The 22,492-nt window shown below is 64.4% G+C and carries 21 protein-coding genes; 8 read left to right on the forward strand and 13 right to left on the reverse strand.

Annotation, left to right across the window (positions count from 1 at the left end):
- Positions 1–54: 54 nt before the first annotated feature.
- Both FIV42_RS01465 and FIV42_RS01470 read right to left on the reverse strand, forming a co-directional pair.
- On the reverse strand, positions 55–1,116 hold the full coding sequence (locus FIV42_RS01465) for an MXAN_6577-like cysteine-rich protein (RefSeq protein ID WP_141195949.1): 1,062 nt from the start codon (positions 1,114–1,116) through the stop codon (positions 55–57).
- Between the two features lie 212 nt (positions 1,117–1,328).
- On the reverse strand, positions 1,329–1,727 hold the full coding sequence (locus tag FIV42_RS01470; RefSeq protein ID WP_141195950.1) for a TIGR02266 family protein: 399 nt from the start codon (positions 1,725–1,727) through the stop codon (positions 1,329–1,331).
- A 163-nt stretch (positions 1,728–1,890) separates the two neighbouring features.
- On the opposite strand from FIV42_RS01470, the gene FIV42_RS01475 reads away from it, so the two are divergent.
- Complete coding sequence (locus FIV42_RS01475) at positions 1,891–3,036, forward strand: acyl-CoA dehydrogenase family protein (RefSeq protein ID WP_141195951.1); 1,146 nt, start codon at positions 1,891–1,893, stop codon at positions 3,034–3,036.
- Between the two features lie 27 nt (positions 3,037–3,063).
- Here the strand turns inward: FIV42_RS01475 and FIV42_RS01480 are convergent, their stop codons facing one another.
- Both FIV42_RS01480 and FIV42_RS29920 read right to left on the reverse strand, forming a co-directional pair.
- A complete protein-coding gene (locus FIV42_RS01480; protein WP_141195952.1) occupies positions 3,064–3,303 on the reverse strand; it encodes a hypothetical protein in 240 nt (79 codons plus the stop codon).
- A gap of 10 nt (positions 3,304–3,313) precedes the next feature.
- Positions 3,314–3,484: a hypothetical protein gene (locus tag FIV42_RS29920; protein WP_168210319.1), complete on the reverse strand. Its 171-nt coding sequence runs from the start codon at positions 3,482–3,484 to the stop codon at positions 3,314–3,316.
- A 285-nt stretch (positions 3,485–3,769) separates the two neighbouring features.
- On the opposite strand from FIV42_RS29920, the gene FIV42_RS01485 reads away from it, so the two are divergent.
- Positions 3,770–5,218, forward strand: coding sequence for an MATE family efflux transporter (locus FIV42_RS01485; protein ID WP_141195953.1), 1,449 nt, complete (start codon positions 3,770–3,772; stop codon positions 5,216–5,218).
- Here the strand turns inward: FIV42_RS01485 and FIV42_RS01490 are convergent.
- The 4 genes from FIV42_RS01490 to FIV42_RS01505 all read right to left on the reverse strand — a co-directional run bounded on the left by FIV42_RS01490 (position 5,215) and on the right by FIV42_RS01505 (position 10,879).
- Entirely contained in the window at positions 5,215–7,140 is a 1,926-nt protein-coding gene (locus FIV42_RS01490; RefSeq protein ID WP_141195954.1) for an AAA domain-containing protein, read from the reverse strand. The two genes, FIV42_RS01485 and FIV42_RS01490, sit on opposite strands and share 4 nt — an antisense overlap.
- Before the next feature lie 117 nt (positions 7,141–7,257).
- Positions 7,258–8,730 carry a tetratricopeptide repeat protein gene (locus tag FIV42_RS01495; RefSeq protein ID WP_141195955.1) on the reverse strand — a complete coding sequence of 491 codons (1,473 nt, stop codon included), beginning with the start codon at positions 8,728–8,730 and terminating at the stop codon, positions 7,258–7,260.
- Entirely contained in the window at positions 8,723–10,240 is a 1,518-nt protein-coding gene (locus tag FIV42_RS01500; protein ID WP_141195956.1) for a tetratricopeptide repeat protein, read from the reverse strand. The genes FIV42_RS01495 and FIV42_RS01500 overlap by 8 nt, the downstream gene beginning before the upstream one ends.
- A 15-nt stretch (positions 10,241–10,255) precedes the next feature.
- Positions 10,256–10,879 carry a DUF2059 domain-containing protein gene (locus FIV42_RS01505; RefSeq protein ID WP_168210320.1) on the reverse strand — a complete coding sequence of 208 codons (624 nt, stop codon included), beginning with the start codon at positions 10,877–10,879 and terminating at the stop codon, positions 10,256–10,258.
- Positions 10,880–11,218: 339 nt separating this feature from the next.
- On the opposite strand from FIV42_RS01505, the gene FIV42_RS01510 reads away from it, so the two are divergent.
- From FIV42_RS01510 to FIV42_RS01530, 5 genes are all read left to right on the forward strand, one after another.
- Positions 11,219–12,148: a hypothetical protein gene (locus FIV42_RS01510; protein WP_141195958.1), complete on the forward strand. Its 930-nt coding sequence runs from the start codon at positions 11,219–11,221 to the stop codon at positions 12,146–12,148.
- 166 nt (positions 12,149–12,314) lie between these two features.
- The gene (locus FIV42_RS01515) at positions 12,315–14,159 is read left to right on the forward strand and encodes a hypothetical protein (protein ID WP_141195959.1); all 1,845 of its coding nucleotides are present in this window, start codon (positions 12,315–12,317) and stop codon (positions 14,157–14,159) included.
- 232 nt (positions 14,160–14,391) lie between these two features.
- Complete coding sequence (locus tag FIV42_RS01520; protein ID WP_141195960.1) at positions 14,392–14,604, forward strand: cold-shock protein; 213 nt, start codon at positions 14,392–14,394, stop codon at positions 14,602–14,604.
- Positions 14,605–14,791: 187 nt separating this feature from the next.
- A complete protein-coding gene (locus tag FIV42_RS01525; RefSeq protein ID WP_222615354.1) occupies positions 14,792–15,433 on the forward strand; it encodes a trimeric intracellular cation channel family protein in 642 nt (213 codons plus the stop codon).
- A 60-nt stretch (positions 15,434–15,493) separates the two neighbouring features.
- Positions 15,494–16,750: a hypothetical protein gene (locus tag FIV42_RS01530; protein WP_141195962.1), complete on the forward strand. Its 1,257-nt coding sequence runs from the start codon at positions 15,494–15,496 to the stop codon at positions 16,748–16,750.
- Between the two features lie 154 nt (positions 16,751–16,904).
- On the opposite strand, the gene FIV42_RS01535 is transcribed toward FIV42_RS01530, so the two are convergent.
- The 5 genes from FIV42_RS01535 to FIV42_RS01555 all read right to left on the reverse strand — a co-directional run bounded on the left by FIV42_RS01535 (position 16,905) and on the right by FIV42_RS01555 (position 21,450).
- The gene (locus tag FIV42_RS01535; RefSeq protein WP_141195963.1) at positions 16,905–17,429 is read right to left on the reverse strand and encodes an SLOG cluster 4 domain-containing protein; all 525 of its coding nucleotides are present in this window, start codon (positions 17,427–17,429) and stop codon (positions 16,905–16,907) included.
- Positions 17,430–17,613: 184 nt separating this feature from the next.
- Positions 17,614–18,174, reverse strand: a complete 561-nt coding sequence (locus FIV42_RS01540) for a protein N-terminal glutamine amidohydrolase (RefSeq protein WP_141195964.1) — start codon at positions 18,172–18,174, stop codon at positions 17,614–17,616.
- A gap of 1,162 nt (positions 18,175–19,336) precedes the next feature.
- Positions 19,337–19,870, reverse strand: a complete 534-nt coding sequence (locus FIV42_RS01545; protein ID WP_246099065.1) for an IS630 family transposase — start codon at positions 19,868–19,870, stop codon at positions 19,337–19,339.
- A gap of 11 nt (positions 19,871–19,881) precedes the next feature.
- Positions 19,882–20,406 (reverse strand): helix-turn-helix domain-containing protein, encoded by a 525-nt coding sequence (locus tag FIV42_RS01550; RefSeq protein WP_168210306.1) that lies wholly within the window; start codon positions 20,404–20,406, stop codon positions 19,882–19,884.
- A gap of 564 nt (positions 20,407–20,970) precedes the next feature.
- Positions 20,971–21,450, reverse strand: a complete 480-nt coding sequence (locus tag FIV42_RS01555; RefSeq protein ID WP_141195966.1) for a DUF427 domain-containing protein — start codon at positions 21,448–21,450, stop codon at positions 20,971–20,973.
- 228 nt (positions 21,451–21,678) lie between these two features.
- Here FIV42_RS01555 and FIV42_RS01560 point away from each other — a divergent pair, with 228 nt between their 5' ends.
- Positions 21,679–22,449, forward strand: coding sequence for an SDR family NAD(P)-dependent oxidoreductase (locus tag FIV42_RS01560; RefSeq protein ID WP_141195967.1), 771 nt, complete (start codon positions 21,679–21,681; stop codon positions 22,447–22,449).
- Positions 22,450–22,492: the final 43 nt, after the last annotated feature.

Here is a 22,492-nt window from a genome sequence, read left to right on the forward strand (position 1 = left end):
TTTCTGTACTCGGGGCGAGTACGAGTGCGTGCTCAGTGAATGGAGGAGGAGCGGTCAGCCCTCGATGCACACCGGCGTTTCACCTCCGCCGGCCTGATTGTCCTTGGTGTCGCAGGCGTACCCGTCGCGGCAAGAGCCGTCGGCGCCGCAGCGAAGCAGGCAGGTCCCGCCGGCTTCGTCGACACAGGCGCTGCCGGCCGGACAGTCGGCGTTCGACGAGCAGCTCGTGCTGCAGGTGCCGTCGGGGAAGTCGCCTCCCTGCAAGCAAACGGAGCCGTCAGCACAGTCGGCGTCGTCCGCACACGAGCCACCGACCACGTCGCCCGTATTGCTCACCGCGTCGCACTGGGCGTTGCCCTCGGGGCAGACGCACTGGCCGGAGGTGCACTGCTCGCCGGGGAAGCAGTTGAGGCCGCATTCGCCGCAGTTGGCGACGTCCGACGAGAGGTCGACGCACTGGCCATCACAGGCGACCTGGCTGCCCGAGCACGTCAGGGGCTGGCAGGAGCCCGAGACGCACTGCTCGTCGCCGGCGCAATCGTTGCCGCATTGCCCGCAGTTGTTGACGTCGCTCGACAGGTCGACGCAGGTGTCGCCGCAGCTGACTGTGCTGCCCGGACACACACACGCGCCCGACTCACACGCGGCGTCGGCCGCGCAGTCGTTGCCACACTGGCCGCAATGCTGCGGGTCGCTGCTCACGTCGACGCACGTGTCGCCACACTGGGTCGCCCCATCGGGGCACTGACACGCCCCCGAGACGCACTCGCCGGCGCTTCCGCACGACTCGCCACAGCTTCCGCAGTTGTTCGGATCTGCCGACAGGTCGACGCACGTGTCGCCGCACAGCACCAGGTTTTCGGGGCAGCTGCACGTCCCGCCGGTGCAATCGGGCTCGGTGACGTCTTCGCCGGCACCCGTGTCGGCGCTCGTATCGGCGGTCGCGCCTGTGTCGTCGGCGTCGGTTCCGCCGGTGGCGTCCTGTGTCAGGCTTCCGTTATTCGTGCCTTGGCCTCCGGTGGCTACCTCCTCGGTGCAACTGACCGACATCATCAATACGACCGACCAAACGAGCGCCGAAATCATCGACGTTGCGCGACTCTTGCTCAGAAACATGGCTCTCTCCACCTCTCAAAAAAAATCAATCAAGCTCTCACGTTAGGATACGAAGCCATCAGGCAAGCTTCAAAGGTTTAGGCCCCCAATTCAGGAATCTCCGTACTCGGGTTGTGTACGGATTCACCGGATGCACTTCGACCTCCAAACAAGAGAACGGCCGGCGGAGACAATCTTCGCCGGCCGATTCTCTGTGGTACATGTATCGACGCTCACTCGGGATGGAAGATCGGCTCGCGATTCTCGAGGAATTGCTCGAGGCGGTCGCGGTCGGCGTCGTCGAGATCGACGAAGCGCGCGCCAAAGCCCGGAAGCGTGCCGTTTTGCAAGTCGGAGACCGCGCGCTGCCAGCACACCTCGGCTTTGACCTCGACCAAATCCTCCTCGCCGGGCAATTCGAAGACCAGCTCGATCGTTTCGCCAATCGATAGAAGCTCGTGGGTCGCCACGAAGAGGCCGCCTTCGCTCATATTGTCGGCGAAGCCCACGTAGAGGTTGGAGTCCGAGTGCATCGACACCGCCACCCTCACGCGCTTGCGGTCGCTCTCGCGACGATTGATAATGACCTCGCTTTCCTCACCACCTAAACCAGCAGCCCATGAATCTGACATTGGCGCCTCACGCAATCGGTTGAATACAGCTCATCCATGTTCGAGCCACCACAAAAAGGCAGCAAGACCACCCTAAGAGTGCCATTTTTCGAGCCCCACCTCAAGCACGACAACCGAGCCATAAGACACTACGAGAATACAGCCAACTGCGCAGGATAACACAATGAGTTTCTACGAAAACTTTCTATCTGAAACCCACAAAATGTTCCGCCAGACGGCCAAGCGATTTGCGCTCGACGAGATTCGACCGAACGCTCACGCGTGGGAGGAGGCCGGCGAGTTTCCGCGCGATCTCTATAAGAAGGCGGCTGACGCCGGCATCCTGGGCGTGGGCTTTCCGGAGGAACTCGGCGGCAGCGGAGGCGGCCCCATGGCGGGGGTGATGGTCATCGAAGGGCTGATGCACGGCGGGTCGACGGGCGTGGCCGCGGGCCTCGGCTCCCTGGGCATCGGCTTGCCGCCGGTCGTGCAGAGCGAGGACGAGCGGCTCATCGACGAGTTCGCCCGCCCTGCCCTGGCGGGCGACAAGATTTGTGGCTTGGCGATCACCGAGCCGAATACAGGCAGCGACGTGGCCGGAGTGACCACCCGCGCCGAGCTCGACGGCGACGAATACGTGGTCAGCGGCGCCAAGATGTTCATCACGTCGGGCGTGCGCGCCGACTTTTTGACCACGCTCGTGCGCACTGCCGAAGACAAGCACGGCGGCTTGAGCTTTCTGGTGGTCGAGACCGACCGTGAGGGCGTGACCCTCTCCGAGCCGCTCGCGAAGCACGGCTGGTGGGCGAGCGACACCGCCGAGATCGGCTTCGACGAGGTGCGCGTACCCAAGGAGAACTTGGTGGGCAGCGAGGGCGGCGGGTTCGTAACGCTCATGCGCAACTTCCAAAACGAGCGCCTCGCCCTGGCCGCCTACGGCGTGGCCACCGCCGAGCTCGCCTACGAGGAGTCGATGAAGTACGTGAAGGAGCGCGAGGCCTTCGGCCGCCCCATCGTCGGCTTCCAAGTCACCCGCCATAAGCTCGTCGACATGCACACGCGGATCACCGCCGCGAAGACGTTCCTGTACCAGGTCGCCAGCCGCATGGAGGCCGGCGAGTACATCGTCAAAGAGGTGTCGATGGCCAAGAATATCGCAGCCGAGCTCGCCGTCGACGTCTGCTACGAGGCGGTCCAGCTACACGGCGGCATGGGATATATGCGCGAGTCGCTCGTCGAGCGTCTGAGCCGCGACGCGCGTCTGTTGCCGATTGGTGGGGGGACTCAGGAGATTATGAAGGAGATTATTGCGAAGCAGATGGGGATCTAGGGGTTTGGGGGTTTGGGAACTGCGTGACTACTCGGGAGGTTGGGGTTCGGTGCCTTCGTAGCGTGTGTTCAGGAGGCGCACTTCGTCGAAGCGGAACAGCTCCTTGAGCACGCGGTCGGCCTGACGGTCGCTCTCGAACTCGCGGGCGAAGAACTCCTCGCCCGCGGCGTTATAAAAACGCAGCACCGCCTCGTCACGCTCGATGAGCGAGACCTGTGCCATGTTGACGCGGAAAGTACCAAACTTCGCCCAGGCAGCAGCGGTCATCGGCGGCTCCTCAGGTGTCGGAGTCGTCTTGTTCGTCGTCTTGCTGCGCTTGTTGAGCCTGCGCTTGTTCAGCCTGCTCCTTCTCGGCCTCCTCGAGCATCTCCTCGACCTCGTCGACGTGCTCGGGCTCGAGACCCTCGACCATCTCGCCCAGCGCGCGGCGCGCTTCAAAGGTGGTCATTCGCTGCTTCTGAAACTCGACACAAATCAGGCACATACGGTGCTCCTGGCTAGAAACGTTGCTTCGTGCGGGTCTGAGGCCTCACTCGTGCCCCTGCTGCTAACCGCACGTGTGTACTTATATCATCGACGCCTGCGCGAGTCGATCAACTGCGGTGGAGAGGCGAGGACGGTGACGGGGACGGTCACCGTCCCTCCCCAAATCCCCGCTTGCAGTCCCCCATGATTTGATTCATACCGCCAACCGGAAGCAACCACGCCTCACCCCAGCCGCACGAGCAGCACCGTGGCCAACCCCCGAAATATCGACGCAACCGAAGGCGACCTGGTCAAAAAGAGCCTTTTGATCGCCTGGCCGGCGGTCTTGCAGGCCATCTTGGTCAACTTCTACGCGTTCAACGATTTCTTCTTCATCGGCCTGCTCGACAACCCGGCGGCGACCGCGGCGCTGTCGGCGTGTTTTGCGATCTTGGTGGTCAACTACACGCTGCTCAACATGATCGCGACCGGGTCGACCACGCTGATTGCGCAGTATTTCGGCCGGCGCCAGAAGGACAAGCTCGCCTCCATTTTGAGGCAGGCGATCACCAGCGAGATCTTGTGGGGCGCGCTCATCGGGCTGCTGGGGCTGGCGCTGTTGCCGCTCATCATCTCGATGTCGAACGTGACCCCGGCGGTGGGCGCCGAGATCGACGGCTACCTGTCGGTCATCTACTGGACCTCGCCGTTCTTCGCGCTGATGCTGGTGGTCATCGGGGCGTTCCGGGCCTGCGGGAACACGCGCGTGCCGCTAGTTTTGGAGGTGGCGAGCCTGCTCATCAACGTGCTGCTCAACTACCTGCTCGTGCTCGGCCCCGGCCCCCTGCCCTCCCTGGGCGTCGCCGGCGCGGCGGTGGCGACCGGCGTGAGTCGCGGCATCCCCGGCGTTATCGGGCTATGGCTCATCTTTCGCGGCGGCCTCGACGTCGACCTGCACCGCGCCGAGGACGGCGAGCGCAGTTGGCTGCCCACGCCGAAGGTGCTCGGGGCGATGTTTCGCATCGGCATCTTCTCGTCCATCTCGGGGGCGATCTACGGCACGGTCTACTTCATCCTCAATCGCATGGCCGGCGAGATTGGGCCAGCGGCGCAGGGGGGCCTGGGCGCAGGTCTTCGGGGCATCGAGTGGATCGGCTTTGCCTTCGGCGACGGCTTCTTTGCGGCGAGCATCGCCATGGTCGGCCAGAACCTGGGGGCCGACAAACCCAAGCGCGCGTTCAAGGGCGCGCTGCTCAACGCCGGGTTGAGCGCGCTGAGTTGCCAGCTCGTCGGCTTTGGCTTTCTGCTCGCCCCCGAGCAGCTCACCGCCATCGTCACCGGCGACCCGCAGACCTTGGCCTACGGCGCCGAATACGTGCGCACCATCGGCTGGGTGATGTGGGCGGTCGGCTTCGAGATGGCGATGTACGGCGCATTCGTAGGCGCCGGGCAGACCCGCGTGACGATGGCCATTTCGGGCACCGCCAACCTGCTGCGCGTGCCGCTGGTGGCTTGGTTCTTGTTCGGCCCAGAGATGTTCGGTGAGGGAGTGCTGTGGAGCTTCACGGGGCTTGCGGACGCTCCACCCATCGTGGGCACCTTCTCGGCGATCGCCAACGCGATTGCGATCACTGCGGTGCTCAAGGCGATCGTGTTCACGATCTATCTGCTCTGGCGGCGCGGCTTTGCCGAGCGCGTCGATGTTTTCGCAAATTAGAGCGGCTCGGCCTCGTCGGCCCACGCGCTCACCCAGGTGCCGCGCTGCTCGACGGCCTCCAAAAAAGCTGCGTAATACGGGTGGGTGCTCAGCGTGGCGCTGTCGCCGATGACCAGCAAGAAGCGCCGGGCGCGCGTCAGGGCGACGTTCATGCGCCGGGTGTCCTTCAAGAAACCGAGCTGCCCGTCCGGGTTGCTGCGCACCAAGTCGACCACCACGGCCTCCTTCTCGCGCCCTTGAAACCCGTCCACCGTGTCGATCTCGACACCGGGAACGTCGTCCAAGAGCTTGCGAAGCCGGCGCACCTGCGCGAAATACGGCGAGATCACGGCGATATCGTCGGGGGAGACGCAGCGGCTGACCAACCGGCGCACCTCGGCGGCGGTGCGCTCGGCCTGGGCGGGGTTCGAGCTGCTCGGATCTTCTTCGCTGCGCTCTTCGTCCCAGCCCTTGCCGGCGGTGTCGACGAAGACGAGCGGCCCGGTGCGCACCGGGTCGGCGACCACGCCGTCGAGCTCGTCGAGGGTGTGCTCGACGACCGCGTCGGCGGCGACGAGTTGGCCGTCGTATTTGGTCTCGGAGGGAAAGGTCATCAGGCATTCGTGCATGCGGTGCTGCACTTCGAGCATCACCGCCTCGTCGCTGAGCCGCTCGAAGAGCGTCACGCCCAGCCCCTCGCGCTCGGCCTCCAGGTCGATGACCGTGGGGGCGAGTTGGTGCGGGTCGCCGGCCATGACCACCTTGGGCGCGCGCAAGAGCGCGACCAGCGCGATGGGGTCGGCGGCCTGGGTCGCCTCGTCGAGTACGACCAGGTCGAACTCCTCGTCGTCGAGCAACTTCGAGTCGGCGCCGGCGGCGGTCGCGCAGATGACCGGCGTGCGATCGATGATGGCACCCTGCACCCGGCGCAGGTGGCCGCGCGCATCGCCCCACAGGTTTCGCATCTCGCGGTACATGCCGGCGCGCTCGGCGCGGCTCAAACTCCCGCGCGAGCTCTTGCCTCGTGAGCTTCGAGCGTCGATGCGTCGGCGAATCTCGCGCGCCTCGTCCATCCACTTCTGGGCGAGCTTGTAGTCGTGGGTTGCCTCCAAGAGCGCGTCGAGCGAGCGCGCCTCGACCGACGGGGCAACGCGCGCCGGATGGCCCAGGCGCACCACCTCCACACCCGCCTCGATGAGGCGCTCGGCGAGGTTGTCGACGGCGGCGTTGCTCGCCGCGGTCACCAGCACGCGCTCGCCGCGGGCGACGGCCTGGCGCACTACTTCGACGAGGGTGCGCGTCTTGCCGGTGCCCGGCGGGCCGTGCACGAGGGCGACGTCCTCGGCAGACAGCGCCTGCTCGACCGCGCGTCGCTGCGCCTCGTTGAGCTCTTCGTCGAAGACGCTCCACTCCGGCGAGCGACGCCTCTTGGGCTCGTGGGCCCCGAAGAGCACCTTGCGAAGCTGGCCTTGATCGGAGACCTTCGCGGCTTGTCGAAACGCGGCCACCGCGCGCTCGCCGCGGTCGAAGGTCGTCTGAGGGGCCTCTTGGTCGAGGTGGAAGGTGTCGCCAAAGAGTCGGTCGGGCACGTCGCCGTCGACCATGACGCCGAGGCGGCCGCCTTTGCGCCGGGCGATGACCGCCTGGACCGCGTCTCGCTCGGTGGGCGACTCACGCCACAGGACCACGGGCGAGCCTGGTCCTGCCCGGAAGCCGTCGAGCGCGTCGGGCTTGCGCGGCGCCAGCCAGAGCATCATGCGCTCTCCGGGGGCCGCGGCGGTCTCCTCGACCTCGAGGTTCGCCAGGGCGATGCCCTGCTCGACGCGCTCGTCGAGGGTCGTCTCGGCGCGCTCCTCGAGGTGGCGTCGGCGACACGTCTCGCGCTCCTTTCGCCAGAGTTCGGCGAGCTTTTCGAGCTGCTTGTCTTCGTGTGGGTCGCTCATGGAAATGAAGATCAGAGAGGAAGGTTCGCTGCACCAGCATCAACACCGGCGGACGATCCTAAGGGCGAGGCGGCTGGGCTCAACGCAACTGGCTGGGCTCCACGGAACTGGCCGGGCTCAACGCAACTTCATGAGGAGCTCGCGCGCGGCCGCCTTGGCCGCCGGCGTCCCGCGCTCGCCGACGAGCACGCTCGCTTTGTGGACCATCCAGATCAGGTCATCGTCGCCCAGACCGAGCTTCTCGACCGTCTCGAGCACCCGCGCCTGATGATGCTCGAACGCCTCCCAGTCCTCCTCGGCGGCGCTGCAGGTCATCAGCCCGGCGTGAACCAGCGGCTCGCGCGGGCCGAAGCCCATCTCGGCAAATCGCTCGGCCACGTCCAGAAAGAGCCGCTTCGCCGCGGTATAATTGCCGACACCGATCTCGACGAGCGCCAAGTTGAACCGCGCAATGTGCAGGTTGCGATCGTAGGCGGGCAGCCACAGGATGATGGCCTGCTCGAAGAAACGACGCGCGTCGTCCCAATCCTGCCGGTCACGAGCGATCTCGCCCAGCGAGTTCAGCGCGGCGGCTTCGGTGGTCTTGTGGCCCGCCTCCTGGGAGATGTCGCGCGCCCGGGCGGCACAACTCTCCGCCTCGGCATGATCGCCTTGCATCAACCAGGCATAGGACATCTGCGACAAGACCACCGCCATCATGAACGCGTCGCCGATCTGCTCGAAGCTGCGCAGCGACGCCTCGAAAAACTCGAGCGCCTCTCGAAGGTTGCCCTGCTCCATTTCGAGATGGCCGCGATGCATGCGGCTGGAGGCCAGCCCGGAGTCGTCGGCCGCGAGCGCGTATTGGGCCGTGGCGTCCTCGAAGGACTCACGGGCCTCCTCGAGGCGGCCTTCGTCACGGAGCATCTGACCATGGATGAGGGCGGCGTTGCCGCGCTCGGAGGCCCAGTCGGTCCGCTCGAGCACCTGCCGACTGCCGTCGAGGAGGCGCAGCGCGCGTCTGCGCTGCCCCTGGATCTGCAACAGACGTGCGCTGCGCCAATCGTTCTGTGCGCGGCGGGGGTCGTCAGAGGGGAGTTCGAGCTCGTCCATCAATCGCTGACGTTCGTCGAGCACGGCGTGCGCCTGCTCGTAGGCGCCGTCGGCGTACGCCTCCTTCTCGACCATCAACAGCGGCTCGAGCGCCTCCTCGGAGCTTCCGGCGGCGAGCAGGTGGTCCGCGCGACGCCGTGCGACGCCTGCGGACGAGTCGCCGGCCACGCTGAAGAGCGCGTTGGCGCACATCGTGTGGTACTTCTTCCAAGCAGGCGTCCCGCGCACCTTGTCGACCAGCGCGTCGACCAACTCGCGATCGACGAAACGCCAGCCGTCGGCCACGCGCTCGGCGAGGCCGTGGCTGACCAGGGCATCGACGAGCCGGTCGCTGGCGTCGAATCCGGCCAGACGGCAGGCAGCCTCCCACTCACGGGTGCGCACCATCGGGCCCAGCAGCGCCGCGATCTTCAAGCTCGGCAACGCCTGGCGCGACCCCTCCTCGGGGAGCTTCGCTGCAGAGATGACCCCTTCGAGTTTTTCGACGTTCTCAGACACTCGTCACCTGTCGGTCACGCAACTCATTCGCCTCATCGTCTCGGTCGAGGCGCTCGAGTTGTTCACATGCAAAGTCGACCATCTGCTGATGGGCTTCGGGACGTTCTCGGGCATCGACGAGCTCCAAGGCGCGCTGGGCCATCCACGCCAGGTCGGCGTGGGCGGCGTCCGTCTCGTCGACCATCTCCAACGTCTTGGCGTGCAGCTTCTCGAAACCACTCCAGTCACCCTCGCCAATCGCACAGGTCATCAGCCCGGCGTAGACCAAGGGGAGCCGCGCGTCGAACCCGACAGCCGGATATCGTTCGAGCAACTCCGCCAGAATCGGACGCGCCTCGGAGAAATGGCCCGCGCCGATCTCCACCAGCGAAATATTGTAGCGCGCAATATGGACCGTGCGAAGCTCGGCGGCCTCCAAGATGGCGGCCGCGCGCGCATAATGCTGCTTGGCGGCGTCGAACTTATCCTCACTGCGCGCGATTTCACCGAGGGTGATCAACGCCGACGCCTGAACGGGCTTGTGCGACGATCGCCGAGAGGCCTCGAGCGCTTCCGCCACCGTCTCCTTGGCTTGTTCGATATCTCCGGACGAGCGCCAAATGGTGGCCAGCAACAATAAGATGCTGCTGATCATGAAATCGTCACCCAGCCTTCGAAACGTCTGCAGCGCCTTGGTGAAGTAGCCTTTCGCCGAGTCGTGATGCCCCGCCGCCAACTCCAGATAGGCGAGGCTCGCCCTGCTGGTCGCCAACCCGCGGTCATCGCCACTGGCTCCGAAGCTTGTCATCGCCTCCTCGAAGCACTGGCGAGCTTCATCTTGGCGCCCCGTATCGCGCAGGATACGACCGTATAGCTGCGCGGCACTGCCATGCTCGGAAGGCCACTCGGTCTGAATCAGGATCTCACGACATTCCTCGATGAGTCGCTGGGCCCGTTCGACATCCCCGTTGTTGTAGACGAGTTCGGCACGACGTCGAGTATTCTGAGCTCGGCGGGGATCTCGCGCGTCGGCACCGAGATGATCGAGCAGGCGTTCGCGCCGATCGAGCAGCCGATGCGCCTCGTCGGCGTCACCGTCGAGAAACGCCTCCTCTTCGGCGAGGAGAAGCGGCTCGAGCGCCTCTTCGTATTTGCCGGCTCGCTCGAGGTGGTCGGCTCGCCGCCGGGCCACCCCGGCGTGCCGGGCCGAATAACGTTCGAAGAGCATTTGCGCGCAGGCGGCGTGGTGCGCCTCCCAGCGGCCCTGCCGACGGGCGATCTGCTCGAGATCGTCGAGCAGTTCGTCGTCGAGAACCAGGCATTCGCCGTCACGACGCAGCAATTGACCCTCAGTGAACCTTGTCGTCCACGTCTCCGACCACGGCACGCCGGCCACCTCACAGACGGCGCGCCACTCCGAGATCTCGACCGGAGATCCCAGAGCGGCGGCCACCTCGAGGCCGAGCTGCATCTGCTGCGTACTCTGTTCGTCGGCGTCTATCGTCGCTGCAAGTCGGGAAATGAAGTTCATCGGGCTCCGTGGACGTTACTTGTAGCCCTTTTCCTGCAGGCGCTTCTGGACCTTTTGGGCGATCTCGCGGCCCCACTTCTGGCCGGCCATCTGCGACTCGCGCGTGATGATGGGGAGCTTTTTGACGTAGCTCTTGCCCGCGGGCGACTCGAAGAACTTGATGAGGGCCTTGATTTCGTCGTGGGTCAGGTGCTTGTCGTAGATCGGCACGATGATCTCGACGAGGCCGTCTTTGTTGATGTCCTTTCGGAACTCGTCCCAGAACTCCGAAGGCACGTTCGGCGCCGACATCTTGAACTGGGCGATCATTTGGTCGACGACCTGCAGGCCGAGCTCGGCCGAGCCGGTGATTTCGAGGAGCTTGCGAATGTCCTTGCGTTTGGCCGACTCACCTTTGCCGCCCGACTCGCCCGACTCTGCGGCCTCGGCCGCTTCAGCAGATTCTGCCTCCGAGTCAGCCTTCTCGCCCTCTTCGTCGGCCGAAGCTTCTTCCTCTTGTGCTTTTTCCCCTTCAGCCGACGCCTCCTCTTCGACCGCGGGACTCGACTCGGCCGTCGCCTCACCGCCCGATTCGCTCTTCGACGAATCGCACGCCACACCTGCCAGGCTCAGCGCCAAAACCATTAACGTGACAACCACTTTTGACTTACACAGCAAAGCACTCATTTCGCTCTCACTCCCACGGGGCAAAAGTACAGACGCCAGTTTTTCGTGTTTGGGTCTTTCGGTTTCGGGCACTTTAAAGGGATCGGCTGTAATTGTCGAAGGTCAGTGACATTTTCGTCACATGAAGTGCGCGCCCCCTTTGGATTTTTGGGGAGGTTTGGCTATGCTGTGGCGCACGCAGCCAAAAGTATTCGACTGCCGTCGTGATCGAGGTGGTCCTCTGGTATCTGAGAGGACGACTCTATCCACCACCGCAGCCTGCGACATATCTGTAGAGCCCCCCATCTTCTTTTGCCACGGTAAGGACAAAGTATGAGCAACGACTGGTCAGACGAGCCCGGGTCCAACGACGGATTCGGCCACGAACAATCCCCCTGGGAGAGCCCCAACACCACCGACCCCGGCGAGCCGAGCGCGAGCTGGGAGACCGATCCGAACAACTACGACCCGGTGCCGATGGGCCCGGCAAGCATCACCGACGTGTTCAACAACCTGGGCACGGTGATGAGCCGCTCGCTCAACTCGGGCGTCGTCGGCGCCTTCGCCGCCCTGATGATCGGTCAATTCGTCATCTCCATTGGCGGCATGATCGCCGTCTTTGCGACGACGGTGGGAATCGGGGCCTTGACGGGCGGCGACTCCGACTTGGCCGCCGCCAGCATGGGCACCGGAATGTTCGTCGGCTTTGGCGCCATCGCGCTGTTCTCCATGGCCGTCCAACTGGTCCTGGTGGGGCTCTTCAACCCCATGCGCACGGCCCTGTTCGAAGGCCCGCAGCCGCATCACGGCTTCGGCTGGTCGCTGAGCAAAGCGACCGAGAATATCGGGGCCATCTTCGTGGCCGGCGCCGCCTACGTGCTTCTCGCGCTGCCGGCGGTCGGCCTGGCGGCGCTTATCGACCCGCTGGCCGCCTTGCTCTGGGTGCCGGTCGTCCTGGTCGCCCTCTTCTTGCTGATGCCCACGATGTACTACGCGGCCACCGGCCACGGCGTCGTCGGCTCGTTCACCAAGGCGTTCTCGACGGTCACGAGCAACCTGGTGCTCTTCATCCTCTTCTTCGTCACCGTCTTCGTGGCCTCGTTGGTGCTCGGTTGCGTCAACGCCATCCTCAACTTCATCCCGATTCTGGGTTGGCTCGCCAGCATGGCCATCGGCATCTTCTCCAACTACCTCGGCTGGGCCTTCTACGTGTCGACGCTGAGCACCGTCGAGTCGCACGAATTGGGTCGCCCGATGCAGTGACACTCGCGCAGTCGCATCCCCGTCGAACCGATTCGCCGGCCCCGCCATTTGTGGGGTCGGCGAAATTTTTATTTGCAACCATGCTTTACGCTTCAAACGCGAGCTACTACGGGTAGCTCACTCATAACTCTAACAAGTCCACTCTTTCGCAGTGCGAGTCCGAACGATGTCCGAGCAAAAGAGAGTCAACGTCGTCCCCATCGAGCCGCCGCCTGAAGATCAGCGCGCGGCACGTCCCCTGCGCTTTGCCGACGAAAGCGAAAAGAAGACGCGCTACCACATGCCCCGCGCGCTCGAATCGAGCTCACCAGTGGGTTATCGCGAGCGGGTCTGCTTTAGCCAAGAAGAGGCCGACCAGGTCGTCGAGCTGTTGTCGCTGGCGCGGCCGACCCAGTTTATCGAGCCCGAAGCACCGGTGACCGACGGGGAGATGTTCGAAGAGACCGCCCTCGGCGTGGTCACCTCCCGCCAGTCGACGAACTACCGCGGCCACAAGCAGATCACGCTCGGCCCGGAGGATTCGCGCAAGATGAACGTCTTGCTACACCGGCTCCGCGGCTGCGAGGCTGCCCCACTCGACGGCGCCGAGTACACCCACGTGGTGTTGTCGCGCCCGTATCGCACCGCGTTCACGCTGTTGTTGACCTTTGTGGGCCACCTGCCGTTCATCAGCCCGCTGACGGTGCTCAAACGCGCGCTCGACAAGCGCTTCAAGCATATCGACGACATCCCGACCATCGGCTACCTGCAGCAGTTGCATATCGGCATCTTGGCCGACGCCATGGAGCGCGCCGCGCCCATCGCCTCGGCGGGCAAGCGCAAGGCGCAGGTCTTCTCGGCCCCTTTCGCCGGTGACAACGCCGGGCAAAACACGCGGGTCATCCGCCAGATTGAAAAACTGGCCGGGCTGACGATGGCCGACCGCGCCAAAGGGTGGCGCGTGGCGCTTGTGGGCCAGGTGGGAACGGTGCCCGACGAGGAGCGCCCGTCCATCGCTCCCGACCTGTACCGCAAAATCGGCGCCAACATGCTCGCGTTTCGAAGCGAGCGCATCCAACCCGGCGTCAACGCCGAGGAGAGCGCACCCGAGGCGTATCAACAGCGCCAGGAGATGGACGTCCCCGACGAATTGACCGTCATGGCCGGCCGCGCCGCCTACAACGCGTTCGTGCACTGGACCGACTGCGACCGCGAGCACAGCAAGGACTTGCTCCTGTTGGAGCGCATTGACGTGCTCACGCCCAACGGCAAGCGGCGACTGCGCGAGGTGCGCGACGCGCTGGGACAGGTCACCGAGGAGGTCATCGACGGCATCCCCACCTGGGCCGATTTGCTGACCGGCAAAGCGCTGAGCCGAAACGCCGCGCGCGGCCGCAAGGCCTTCGCCCTGGCCGGCCAGCGCATCTACGTGGGCGGACTCGACCGCAGCGAAGTCGCCGCGGCCGGCCTCGACTGGAACGTCGCCGTGCGCGCCACCGGCGCCGCCGCGGCTCGAAGCGCGCTCGTCGCCGAGCTCATGGGCTGCATCGACATCCCCGAGGGCTGCGACCTGCTCGCCGGCATCTGCTTGATGGCCGGGCCGGTCAACCAGAACGATATCGGCAAGGAGTTCTTCGGCCACGACGACCTGTTGTGCGGAGAGTTTCCCGACCGCGACCCCACTTCGCTTCTGGTGTGGACGCTCAAGGCCAAAACGGTCGCCGACCCCATCGGCAACGAGGAGCAACTGTTGAACGCCAATCGCAAGGGCGCGCTGGTCGACCTGCGTCCGGGCCCGCACGAAGTCGTCGCCATCAAACGCGGCGACCGCCTCGTGCCGTTTCGCAAGCGAGGTGACCAAGCCGGAGGTGACCCATCCGGAGGTGACCAATTCGGAGGCAATAAGATCAGCCGCGAGCGCGCCTTCCACGATGTCGACAATTTCGTGGCCAGCGACGACGGCCAGCCCATCGAGGGCAACCGCGGCGAGCCCTGGCCCAGCGAGTGGGCCTCGCAGCCGGTTTTCGAATAGATGGCCCCTTAGACCGGCCGGGCCGGCGAGTCTGTTCGACCGAAAATGTCACACGAATGGCACGCTGGGCGGGTCCCGGCGGCGCGGACCTCATTTGACCTCGTCAATATCGACTGGTAAAAAGAGGGCGCTCACGGAAAATCCAAGAGCACTTTGTATGGCCAAGCCAAAGTGCTGAGTTGCATGGGGTGAGGCCAATTATTTGATTGCAGGATGAGAACAAGAGGACAGAATGTCGAACAAGATTCAAGGTCGAGTGAAGTGGTTCAACGAGGACAAAGGTTACGGCTTCATCGAGCGTGACGACGGCGGTGAAGACGTCTTTCTTCACTACAGCGCCCTGAACCAGAGCGGATTCAAAACGATCGCCGAAGATGCGGCAGTCGAGTTCGAAGTCGAGCAAGGCCCCAAAGGCCCGAAAGCCGCCAACGTGATTCAGCTATGAGCGGATTTCGGCGTTCGACGCCATAGATAGATTCGCGCCCCTCGTGGGCGCGTCTCGAAAGAAAGCCCCGGCCCCTGCGGTCGGGGCTTTTTTGTGCGTGCATTTTGTGAGCGATTGTGAGGTGCTTGCCTCCGGCTTTGACCTAGTGTTACGGGCGCGTCGGGTCGTCTTTTCGCAAGGAGTGCACGTGGACTGGCTGATTACCCTGTTCGACTATTTCGGCATCGTCATCTTCGCCATCAGTGGTGCCCTGGTCGGTGGCCGCAGGCGCATGGACCCGGTGGGCTTCGCCCTGGTGGGCACGGTCACCGGCGTGGGCGGCGGCACGCTGCGCGACCTTGTGCTGGGCGTGCGCCCGGTATTCTGGGTCGAGGACCCCAGCTATATCATCGTGTGCGTGGTCGCCTCGGTGGCGACCTATTTTGCGACCAGTCACATCTCCTCGTTGCGCCGCGCGCTGGTGTGGGCCGACGCCGTCGGCCTGGCCACCTTCGCCGTGCTCGGCACCCAGGCCGCCCTCGCCCAGCAGGTCTCACCGGTCATCGCCGTGGCGATGGGCGTGATGACCGCCACCTTCGGCGGCATCGTGCGCGACGTGCTGTGCGACGACGTCCCGCTGATCCTGCGCCGCGAGATCTACGCCACCGCCGCCCTGGTGGGCGCGGTGGTCTACGTCGGCCTCGACTGGACGGGCCTCGACCAGACGCTCGTCATGGCCGCCGGCTTCGCCGCCGCGCTGTCGGTGCGCGCGTTCGGCATCGTCTTCGGCGTGCACGGAAGCGACGCGGGCACCGGCGCCGGTACCGGTGAACTGGCAGCCGCCGAATAGCGCGTCGCCAGACAGGTCGCCCGAGGAATACTCGCCGCAGCGCACACCATTCTAACCACCATGCTCCGAACCAAGCTCCAGATCGGCCTGGCCGCCCTCCTCACCTTCGTCATCTTTTTGGGGAACTACCGGCTGCGCGCCGTCGACGTCGAGGCCTATCGCCCGGGCCACACAGGCCCCGACGTGCTCGCCCAGCTCGACGCGCTCGACGACGCCCTCGACGAGGGCGCCGCCGAGTCGATGCAGGAGATTTTTCCGGAGGGCTACGTCTTCACCTGGGCGCTCTACGGGCTCGCCTGGGTGCAAGTCGGCATGAACGAGCCGCCGCACAGCGAACTGCGCGCGCGGGCCGTCGCCGAGGCGCGACGAGCCGTCGACGCCATCGACTCGGGGCAGGGAAAGGCCCCGTTCGTCGACCATACGCTGCTTCGATGGGGCGCCTTCTACAACGGTTGGCTCGCCCGGCTTCGCGGCGGGGTGCTCGTGATCGACGAGCCGGCCTCCGCAGGCGAGGTCGAGGAGTTCGAGCGACGATGCGACCTCATCGCCGACGCACTGCGCGCGAGCGACACGCCCTTTCTCGAGTCCTACCGCGGCGGGACTTGGCCGGCCGACACGGTCGTCGCCGTGTCGGCGCTTCGCCTGCACGACCACCTCTTCGAGCCCCGCTACACCGACGTGATCGACGCGTGGCTTGCCAAAGCCGACACGCGCATGGACTCGAAGACCGGCCTCATCGCCCACCGAAGCCACCCCGACACCGGTGAGCCGACGGTCTACGCCCGAGGCAGCAGCCAAGCGCTCATGCTTCGCTTCCTCATCGACATCGACCCCGAGCTCGCCCGAGAGCATTACGCCGTGTTTCGCCAGAGGTTCGCCGACGTCCGCGCCGGCATGGTGCCCGGCGTACGCGAGTACCGAAAGGGCCGCGACGGCCCCGCAGACGTCGACTCGGGCCCGATCTTGCTGGGCTACTCCGGCCCGGCCACGGTCGTCGGCATGGGCACCGCGCTCAGCTTCGGCGACCGCGCGCTCGCCGAGCCGCTCCTGCGCGGCCTCGAACTCGTCGGCACTCCGCACACTTGGGACGGTAAGAAGCGCTACACCTTCGGGCTGCTGCCCGTCGGCGAGGCCTTCGTGGTCTGGTCGAAGACCGCGCAGCCGTGGGTCTCCCAGGTCCCGCAGGACATGGAATTCGAGCCGCTCATGAGCGACGGATGGCTGTGGCGCTGGCACCTGATCTCGCTCGCCCTGGTGCTCCTCATCTGGCTCGGGGTGTACTTTTTGTGGCGTGGTCGGAAGCTCGACACGCCTTAGGGCCTGTATGAAAATATATGCCCGAGCGAGGGCGAGCTGATTTTGAGGCCATTTTTGTCCGTAAAACGTAGGCTTAGCAGCGCTAAGTCGAGGCTTTACGGGCAAAAATGGACCAAAACTCAGCCGTCATTCGCGACCAAATTAATTTTCGTACCTAGAACCACTCCTGCAACAACGCCATCGCCTCGTCGACCGAGTCGACGCCAAAGACTCGGTCTTCCTCGCCGGGAAACCGCTCGCGCCGGTCGACCTTGCGGTCGGCCATCTCACCGCTCCACCCGTCGGTGCGAAAGGCGATGATGCGCCGGTCGTAGATCCAGGCAAACGCGATCTCACACAGCGTGCCCGCCCCGCCGCCGATGGCGATGACCGCGTCCGATTGGGCGACGAGCGCGTTGCGCATATGCCCGAGCGGCGTGGGGATGACCACGTCGACAAACTCGTTGGCCACCGCGGCGTCGGTCGTCGGCAAGATGCCGACCATGTCGCCCGCCTCGTACGCCGCGCTACTGCGCGCGCCGCGCCCGGCGGCCTCCATGATGCCGCCCTTGCCGCCGCACACGATGCGATAGCCGGCGTCGACGAGCGCGCGGCCCAGGTCTTCGGCGAGCTTTGCCTTCGGAGAGTCGACGGGCAACGTGCCGTCGCCGATGATGGAGACTGTCGGTTTACGGGTCATAATACTCCCAGTTAGTACTACCTGTTCACTTTCGTGGCCCACATCTTAGCGAGGCCGGGGCCACGAGCGCGAGAAGGCATTCTGACAGTGATGCCGGTGCGCATCATGGAAGAATGACGCCGAAGCGATCGTGGCACTGGGCCGCTCCAGAGTGGGTTCATCGAAAGTGAACAGGTAGTATTAGTCACTCTTGGCTCCCAAACCGACGCCGCATCGCCGCCGCGTCGAGCACCTCGCCGACAAAGTCGGAGTCCATGTCGATGAACCGGTCGAGGTTCATCCCCTCGTCGGGCCGAAAGATGGGCGCCCACTCGGGCGGCGGCGCCTGCCAGTGGCCCTGAGCGTCGCGCATATGTGAGCGGTCCGACGAGAACGTCTGCAGAAAGACCCCCGCGGGCACTACCCGAAACTGCGGCTGGAACGGCTCGGGCACGGTCGCGCCGAACGGAAAGGTCGCCTGCCACCAGACGGCGAACGGCACCGGCGCGCCGACGAGCGTGTCGAGGTCCCACACCATCGCCTGCGGGCCGGAGGCGTCGACCAGCACCACGTGATAGTCCCAGACCACCGGCGCGCCCTGCTCTCTCGCGGCCCGCTGCGCCCACAACGCGCACGTCCGGCCGGCGTTCGAGATGAACACCACCGAGGCGTCCCCGTCGGCGAAGCCGCCGTCGGCGCACAGCTGATAGATATTCTCCTCGCAGTAAAACGGTTGGTAGCGCGGGTTGGAGGTCGGCGTCGTCATGGCAGCGAATATACCCACAATGCCGCAACCGGTCACCCGCAACGGAGCGCCAGAATTCGGGCGCCACGAACCAAAGAGGTGGGGCCGGAGTCGTGACTGCAAGGTTCGCGGCTCCCAACAAGTCGCGCAAAATACGAGGCGCGACGTTCCGGGAACTCGACAAACGCCGCAAAGGTCCGTCTGAAAGGTTCGATGAACAGATCATCTCGCGATTCGACCCTCAAATTTGGAGCCGATGGGCCTTCAAGCCGAGCCTCGAGGCTCATTTTTTGGGCTACGAAACGTTGGATCTACAACTCGTAGCTCGGCTGTGATGTTCATTGGGCGTTTGGCGTGCAACTCGAGGTTCGGCTTTTGTGTCCATTGGACGTTTGGCGTCGAACTCCGGCGGAACTCTTTGGTCCATCGAATATTTGGAATGAAGCTCCGGCCCGTTTTTTGGTCGTTTGGACCTTTTGTTGAGGGCGTGGAGGAACATGGAATCGAACCGCCCGGGTGGTCGAGGTGCTCACCTCGACCACGTGCGGGGCCCGAGACGGACCCCGGCGGCCGAGACGAGGCCGTCGCAAAAGCCTTTGGAGGCAGGGCATCTTGCCCTGGGAGCAAGGCCGCACGCTGCTGCAACCAGCGCTGGAAGCGCTGCCTCCAAACGACGGCGACCCTTTGCGACAGCCTCGAGACGGCCGCGCCCCGACCGTCAATGCGGCGCATCAACTAAGATGTGTGGGGTCGTGAGACGGAGCCGGTTGCGGTCGCGGTCGCGGAGCCGGTCGCGGCTCACCATCCAACACAAATGGCGAAAGCGCACAACCCGGTCGGGGCGCGCGGCTTGGCCGGGGCGCGGTCGTCTCGACCGCCGGCGGTGCCTCTGGCCCGCCGTACATGGACGACTGCTGGGAGGTTTCGATCTGTAGGCATTGCCGACTCGCGGCGATGCCCCCGGCGGCCTCCGCCGCCTGCCCCCGAGCGATGCCCACTCGCTCCGAATCATCGAGGAGGCGTGGGGACATTCGAGTTTGGTGGCCTTGCAAGCGAGCGACGCCTGCTACATAGGGCGCCCTGAACTGCGGGCGTTAAAGACATAGGGGCTGCGTGTTGCGAGAGGTTCCAGGTTGCCGACCTGCGAATCGGAACCACCTCGCGACTCGCAGCCCCTATGTCCTTAAGTGCAAACACAGAAGTCTTGGTGCTTTGAGCCAATGATCGATAGCACCTTATGGCGCAGTCGATTACAGCGATCGAAAAAGTCATTGGTGGCATCGACAAGCGCGTCGATGGTTTCAAACAGTTCGCAGTGAGTCACTTCCCGGCGCCAGTGCCTCCACAGCATCTCGATCGGATTGAGCCATGGTGAGTAGGTCGGCAGATACAGCAGCTTGAGTCTACCATTGCTCTGGTCGACGACGTGATCGATTTCCTTTTTTGAGTGCATCGCAGCGTTGTCCCAGACGACGTAAACGGTCTTGTCGGGGTGCTTGGTAAGTAAGGCTTCGAGCAGCTCACATGCCTCGATGCGTCGTTTGCGCCTTCGCACCAGAACGATGCAGTCGCCGGTCTGCCAGTTGACCGCGCCGAGTCCGTAGCGTCGGGTGGTGATGCCAGGCGTCGGAATCATGACCTGTTGGCCGACGGGCGACCACATGGCTCGAAGCGTGGGCAGCCAGCTGATGTTGAATTCGTCTGCGTAGTAGAGCACCTCGTCGTCGCCTAAGTTTTCTCGGGTGGCTTCAATCTGCGCTTTTTTACGCGGTACAACGGATCGGGGCTTGTGATCTTGTGCTGTGGACGGCGCAAAACGATTCCATTGTCGGCGAGATGCCGGCGAATGGTCTCGCCACTGACCTCGATATCGAACTCTTCGGCCATGAACTCGGCAAGATGCTCGAGCGTCCAGGTCGAAACAGACTGGTCCAGGGCACGCGGGCGGTGGCGCACCACCTCGATGAGCCGCTCGACAAACTCCTCAGTTACTTTCGATGGAGCACCGGTTCGAGGCCGATCTGCAAACCCATCAATGCCTTCATCGAGATATCGAGCAATCCATCTACCCACGGTCTGCTGGCTCATGTTCACGAGGCGTGCAATTTCAGGGGCAGACAGGCCTTGCTCGCCAGCGAGCAACACTATTTGGGCTCGCGTTCGCTCCCTGGCGACCTTGGCGTGGTGATAGAACTCGTGCAACTCGTTGATTTGCTCTTTTGCGAGCTGGATATGTTTGGCAGGACGTCCCATGATTTCGTCTCCGGTCAAGGTGGGGCTCATTCCCCAGCAAGACCCGAATCTAGACACCGTTTCTGCCAAAAATTATGTGATTGCACTTAAGTAACTGCACGGAGATTGTGCGGGAAAGCTCGGCGAGCAATCGGCGGCAAGCACAAGGAGACAGCCCGCAGGCGATGCCAGCGGCATCGTCGAGGGATGGCGACGCAGTGATTGGCGTCGAGAGCCGCCGAGATGACCGGCAGAATCTTCGTGTAGTTACTTAATTGCTTATGTAGCAGGCGTTTCTCACATCGAGGCCCACACAGCGCAGCTACCACGGTCGATTGACCCCGTGAACGTGACCGGTGCCGGACACCGTGACCGTGGCAGAGGCGCACAAACGAGTCGGGGCGCGCGGCGTCCTCGCCCGCCCCAGCTTGCGTGTCTTTTGCAAGGCGCACGCCTTGCTCGAACACGTGCGGGGCCCGAGACGGACCCCGGCGGTCGAGACGACCGCGCCCCAACCGTCAATGCGGCGCTTCGACTAAGATGTGCGGGATGGTGAGCCGCCCCCGCGACCGTGACCGCCCCCCATCACCCCCCCTTAAACGGCCCCTCAATATCCGATGTGATCCACCCGCCGTAAAACCCACCTTCCTGCGCGGCGACCTCCTCGCCGTCGACGGTGCAGCGGTCCATCTTGCCCGGATAAAACGCCACGTAGTCGGTCAGGTCGTCGAAGGCGGGGGCCGGCGAGGGGTAGGTCCAGGCGGCGTTCTCGGCGTGCTCGCCGTCGACGTCGACGTGGTAGTAGGCGGCGTGGCCTTTCCACTCGCAAAATGTGGAGCGTTTGGAGCGCTCCAAGAACTCCATGCGCACGTCTTCGGGCGGAATGTAGTAGGTGGGCGGATGGCTCGTCTCGAGGATCCGCAGGGCGCGGTCGGTCTCGGCGATGACCTCGCCGCCAAACTCGACGGTGATGCGGCGCCGACTCTGCTCGAGGCGTGGCGGGCGCGGGTAATCCCAGACGGATTCGGCGGGACGACCGGATTCTTCGGTTGGCAATGGCGACATCGGTGACTCCGTAGGTGGGTCGTAATCTGCCGACAACTCACTCGAAAGATGGGCACGAGCGCGTCGGTTTCTGCCGCAACGGGCGGTATTTGCCGTATAATGGCGAGAAATTCGTGACAGTCTTGTGACAAGGGGTTGTCGGCCGCCGAGAAGCGTATAGCTTGTGGGCGCTCTAGAAATGGGCAGTTCGATGACCCATAGCACCAAATTGACTTGAGGGAGTTTTTGATGGCACGACTCGACGAAAAGATTGCGATCATCACCGGCGCCGCCGGCGGCATTGGCGCGGCGACGGCCGAGAAGTTTTTGCAGGAAGGAGCTAAAGTGATGCTGGTCGATCTCGACCAGGACAAACTCGACGAGACCGCCGCGTCCCTCGACGCCGGCGACCGTGTCGCGACGTTCGCGGCCGACGTGAGTGACCCCGAGCAGGTCGCCGGGTATGTCGACGCCTGCGTCGAGCAGTTCGGCGGGGTGGATGTGCTGTTCGCCAACGCGGGCACCGAGGGCAAATTCGCCCCGCTGACCCAGGTCGACTTCGAAGCCTTCGATCGCGTCCAGAAGGTCAACGTGTACGGGTGCTGGCTCGGCATCAAGCACGCCGCCCCCAAAATCGCCGAGCGCGGCGGCGGGAGCATCATCATCACCTCGTCGGTCGCCGGCATCGTCGGCTCGGCGGGCCTGGGCCCCTACGTGACCAGCAAGCACGCCGTGGTCGGCCTGATGAAGACCGCCGCCCAGGAGTTGGCCGGTGTGAATATCCGGGTCAACACCATCAACCCGGGCCCCATCGCCAACCGCATGATGGAGTCGATCGAGCAGCAGGCCTCCCCCGAGGCGCCCGAGGCCGTCCACGAGGGCTTCGAGCAGCAAGTGCCCATGAAGCGCTACGGCCGCAACGAAGAGGTCGCCAACATGGCGCTGTTCCTGGCCAGTGACGAGAGCACTTACTCCACGGGCTCGCAGTTCGTCGTCGACGGTGGCTTCACCTCGATGTAGCAGCAAGAAGCACCGCAGCCGGCGGAGAACAACGTCCCGCCGG

The sequence above is a fragment of the Persicimonas caeni genome (genome assembly GCF_006517175.1).
GTDB classification, from domain to species: Bacteria; Myxococcota_A; Bradymonadia; order Bradymonadales; family Bradymonadaceae; genus Persicimonas; species Persicimonas caeni.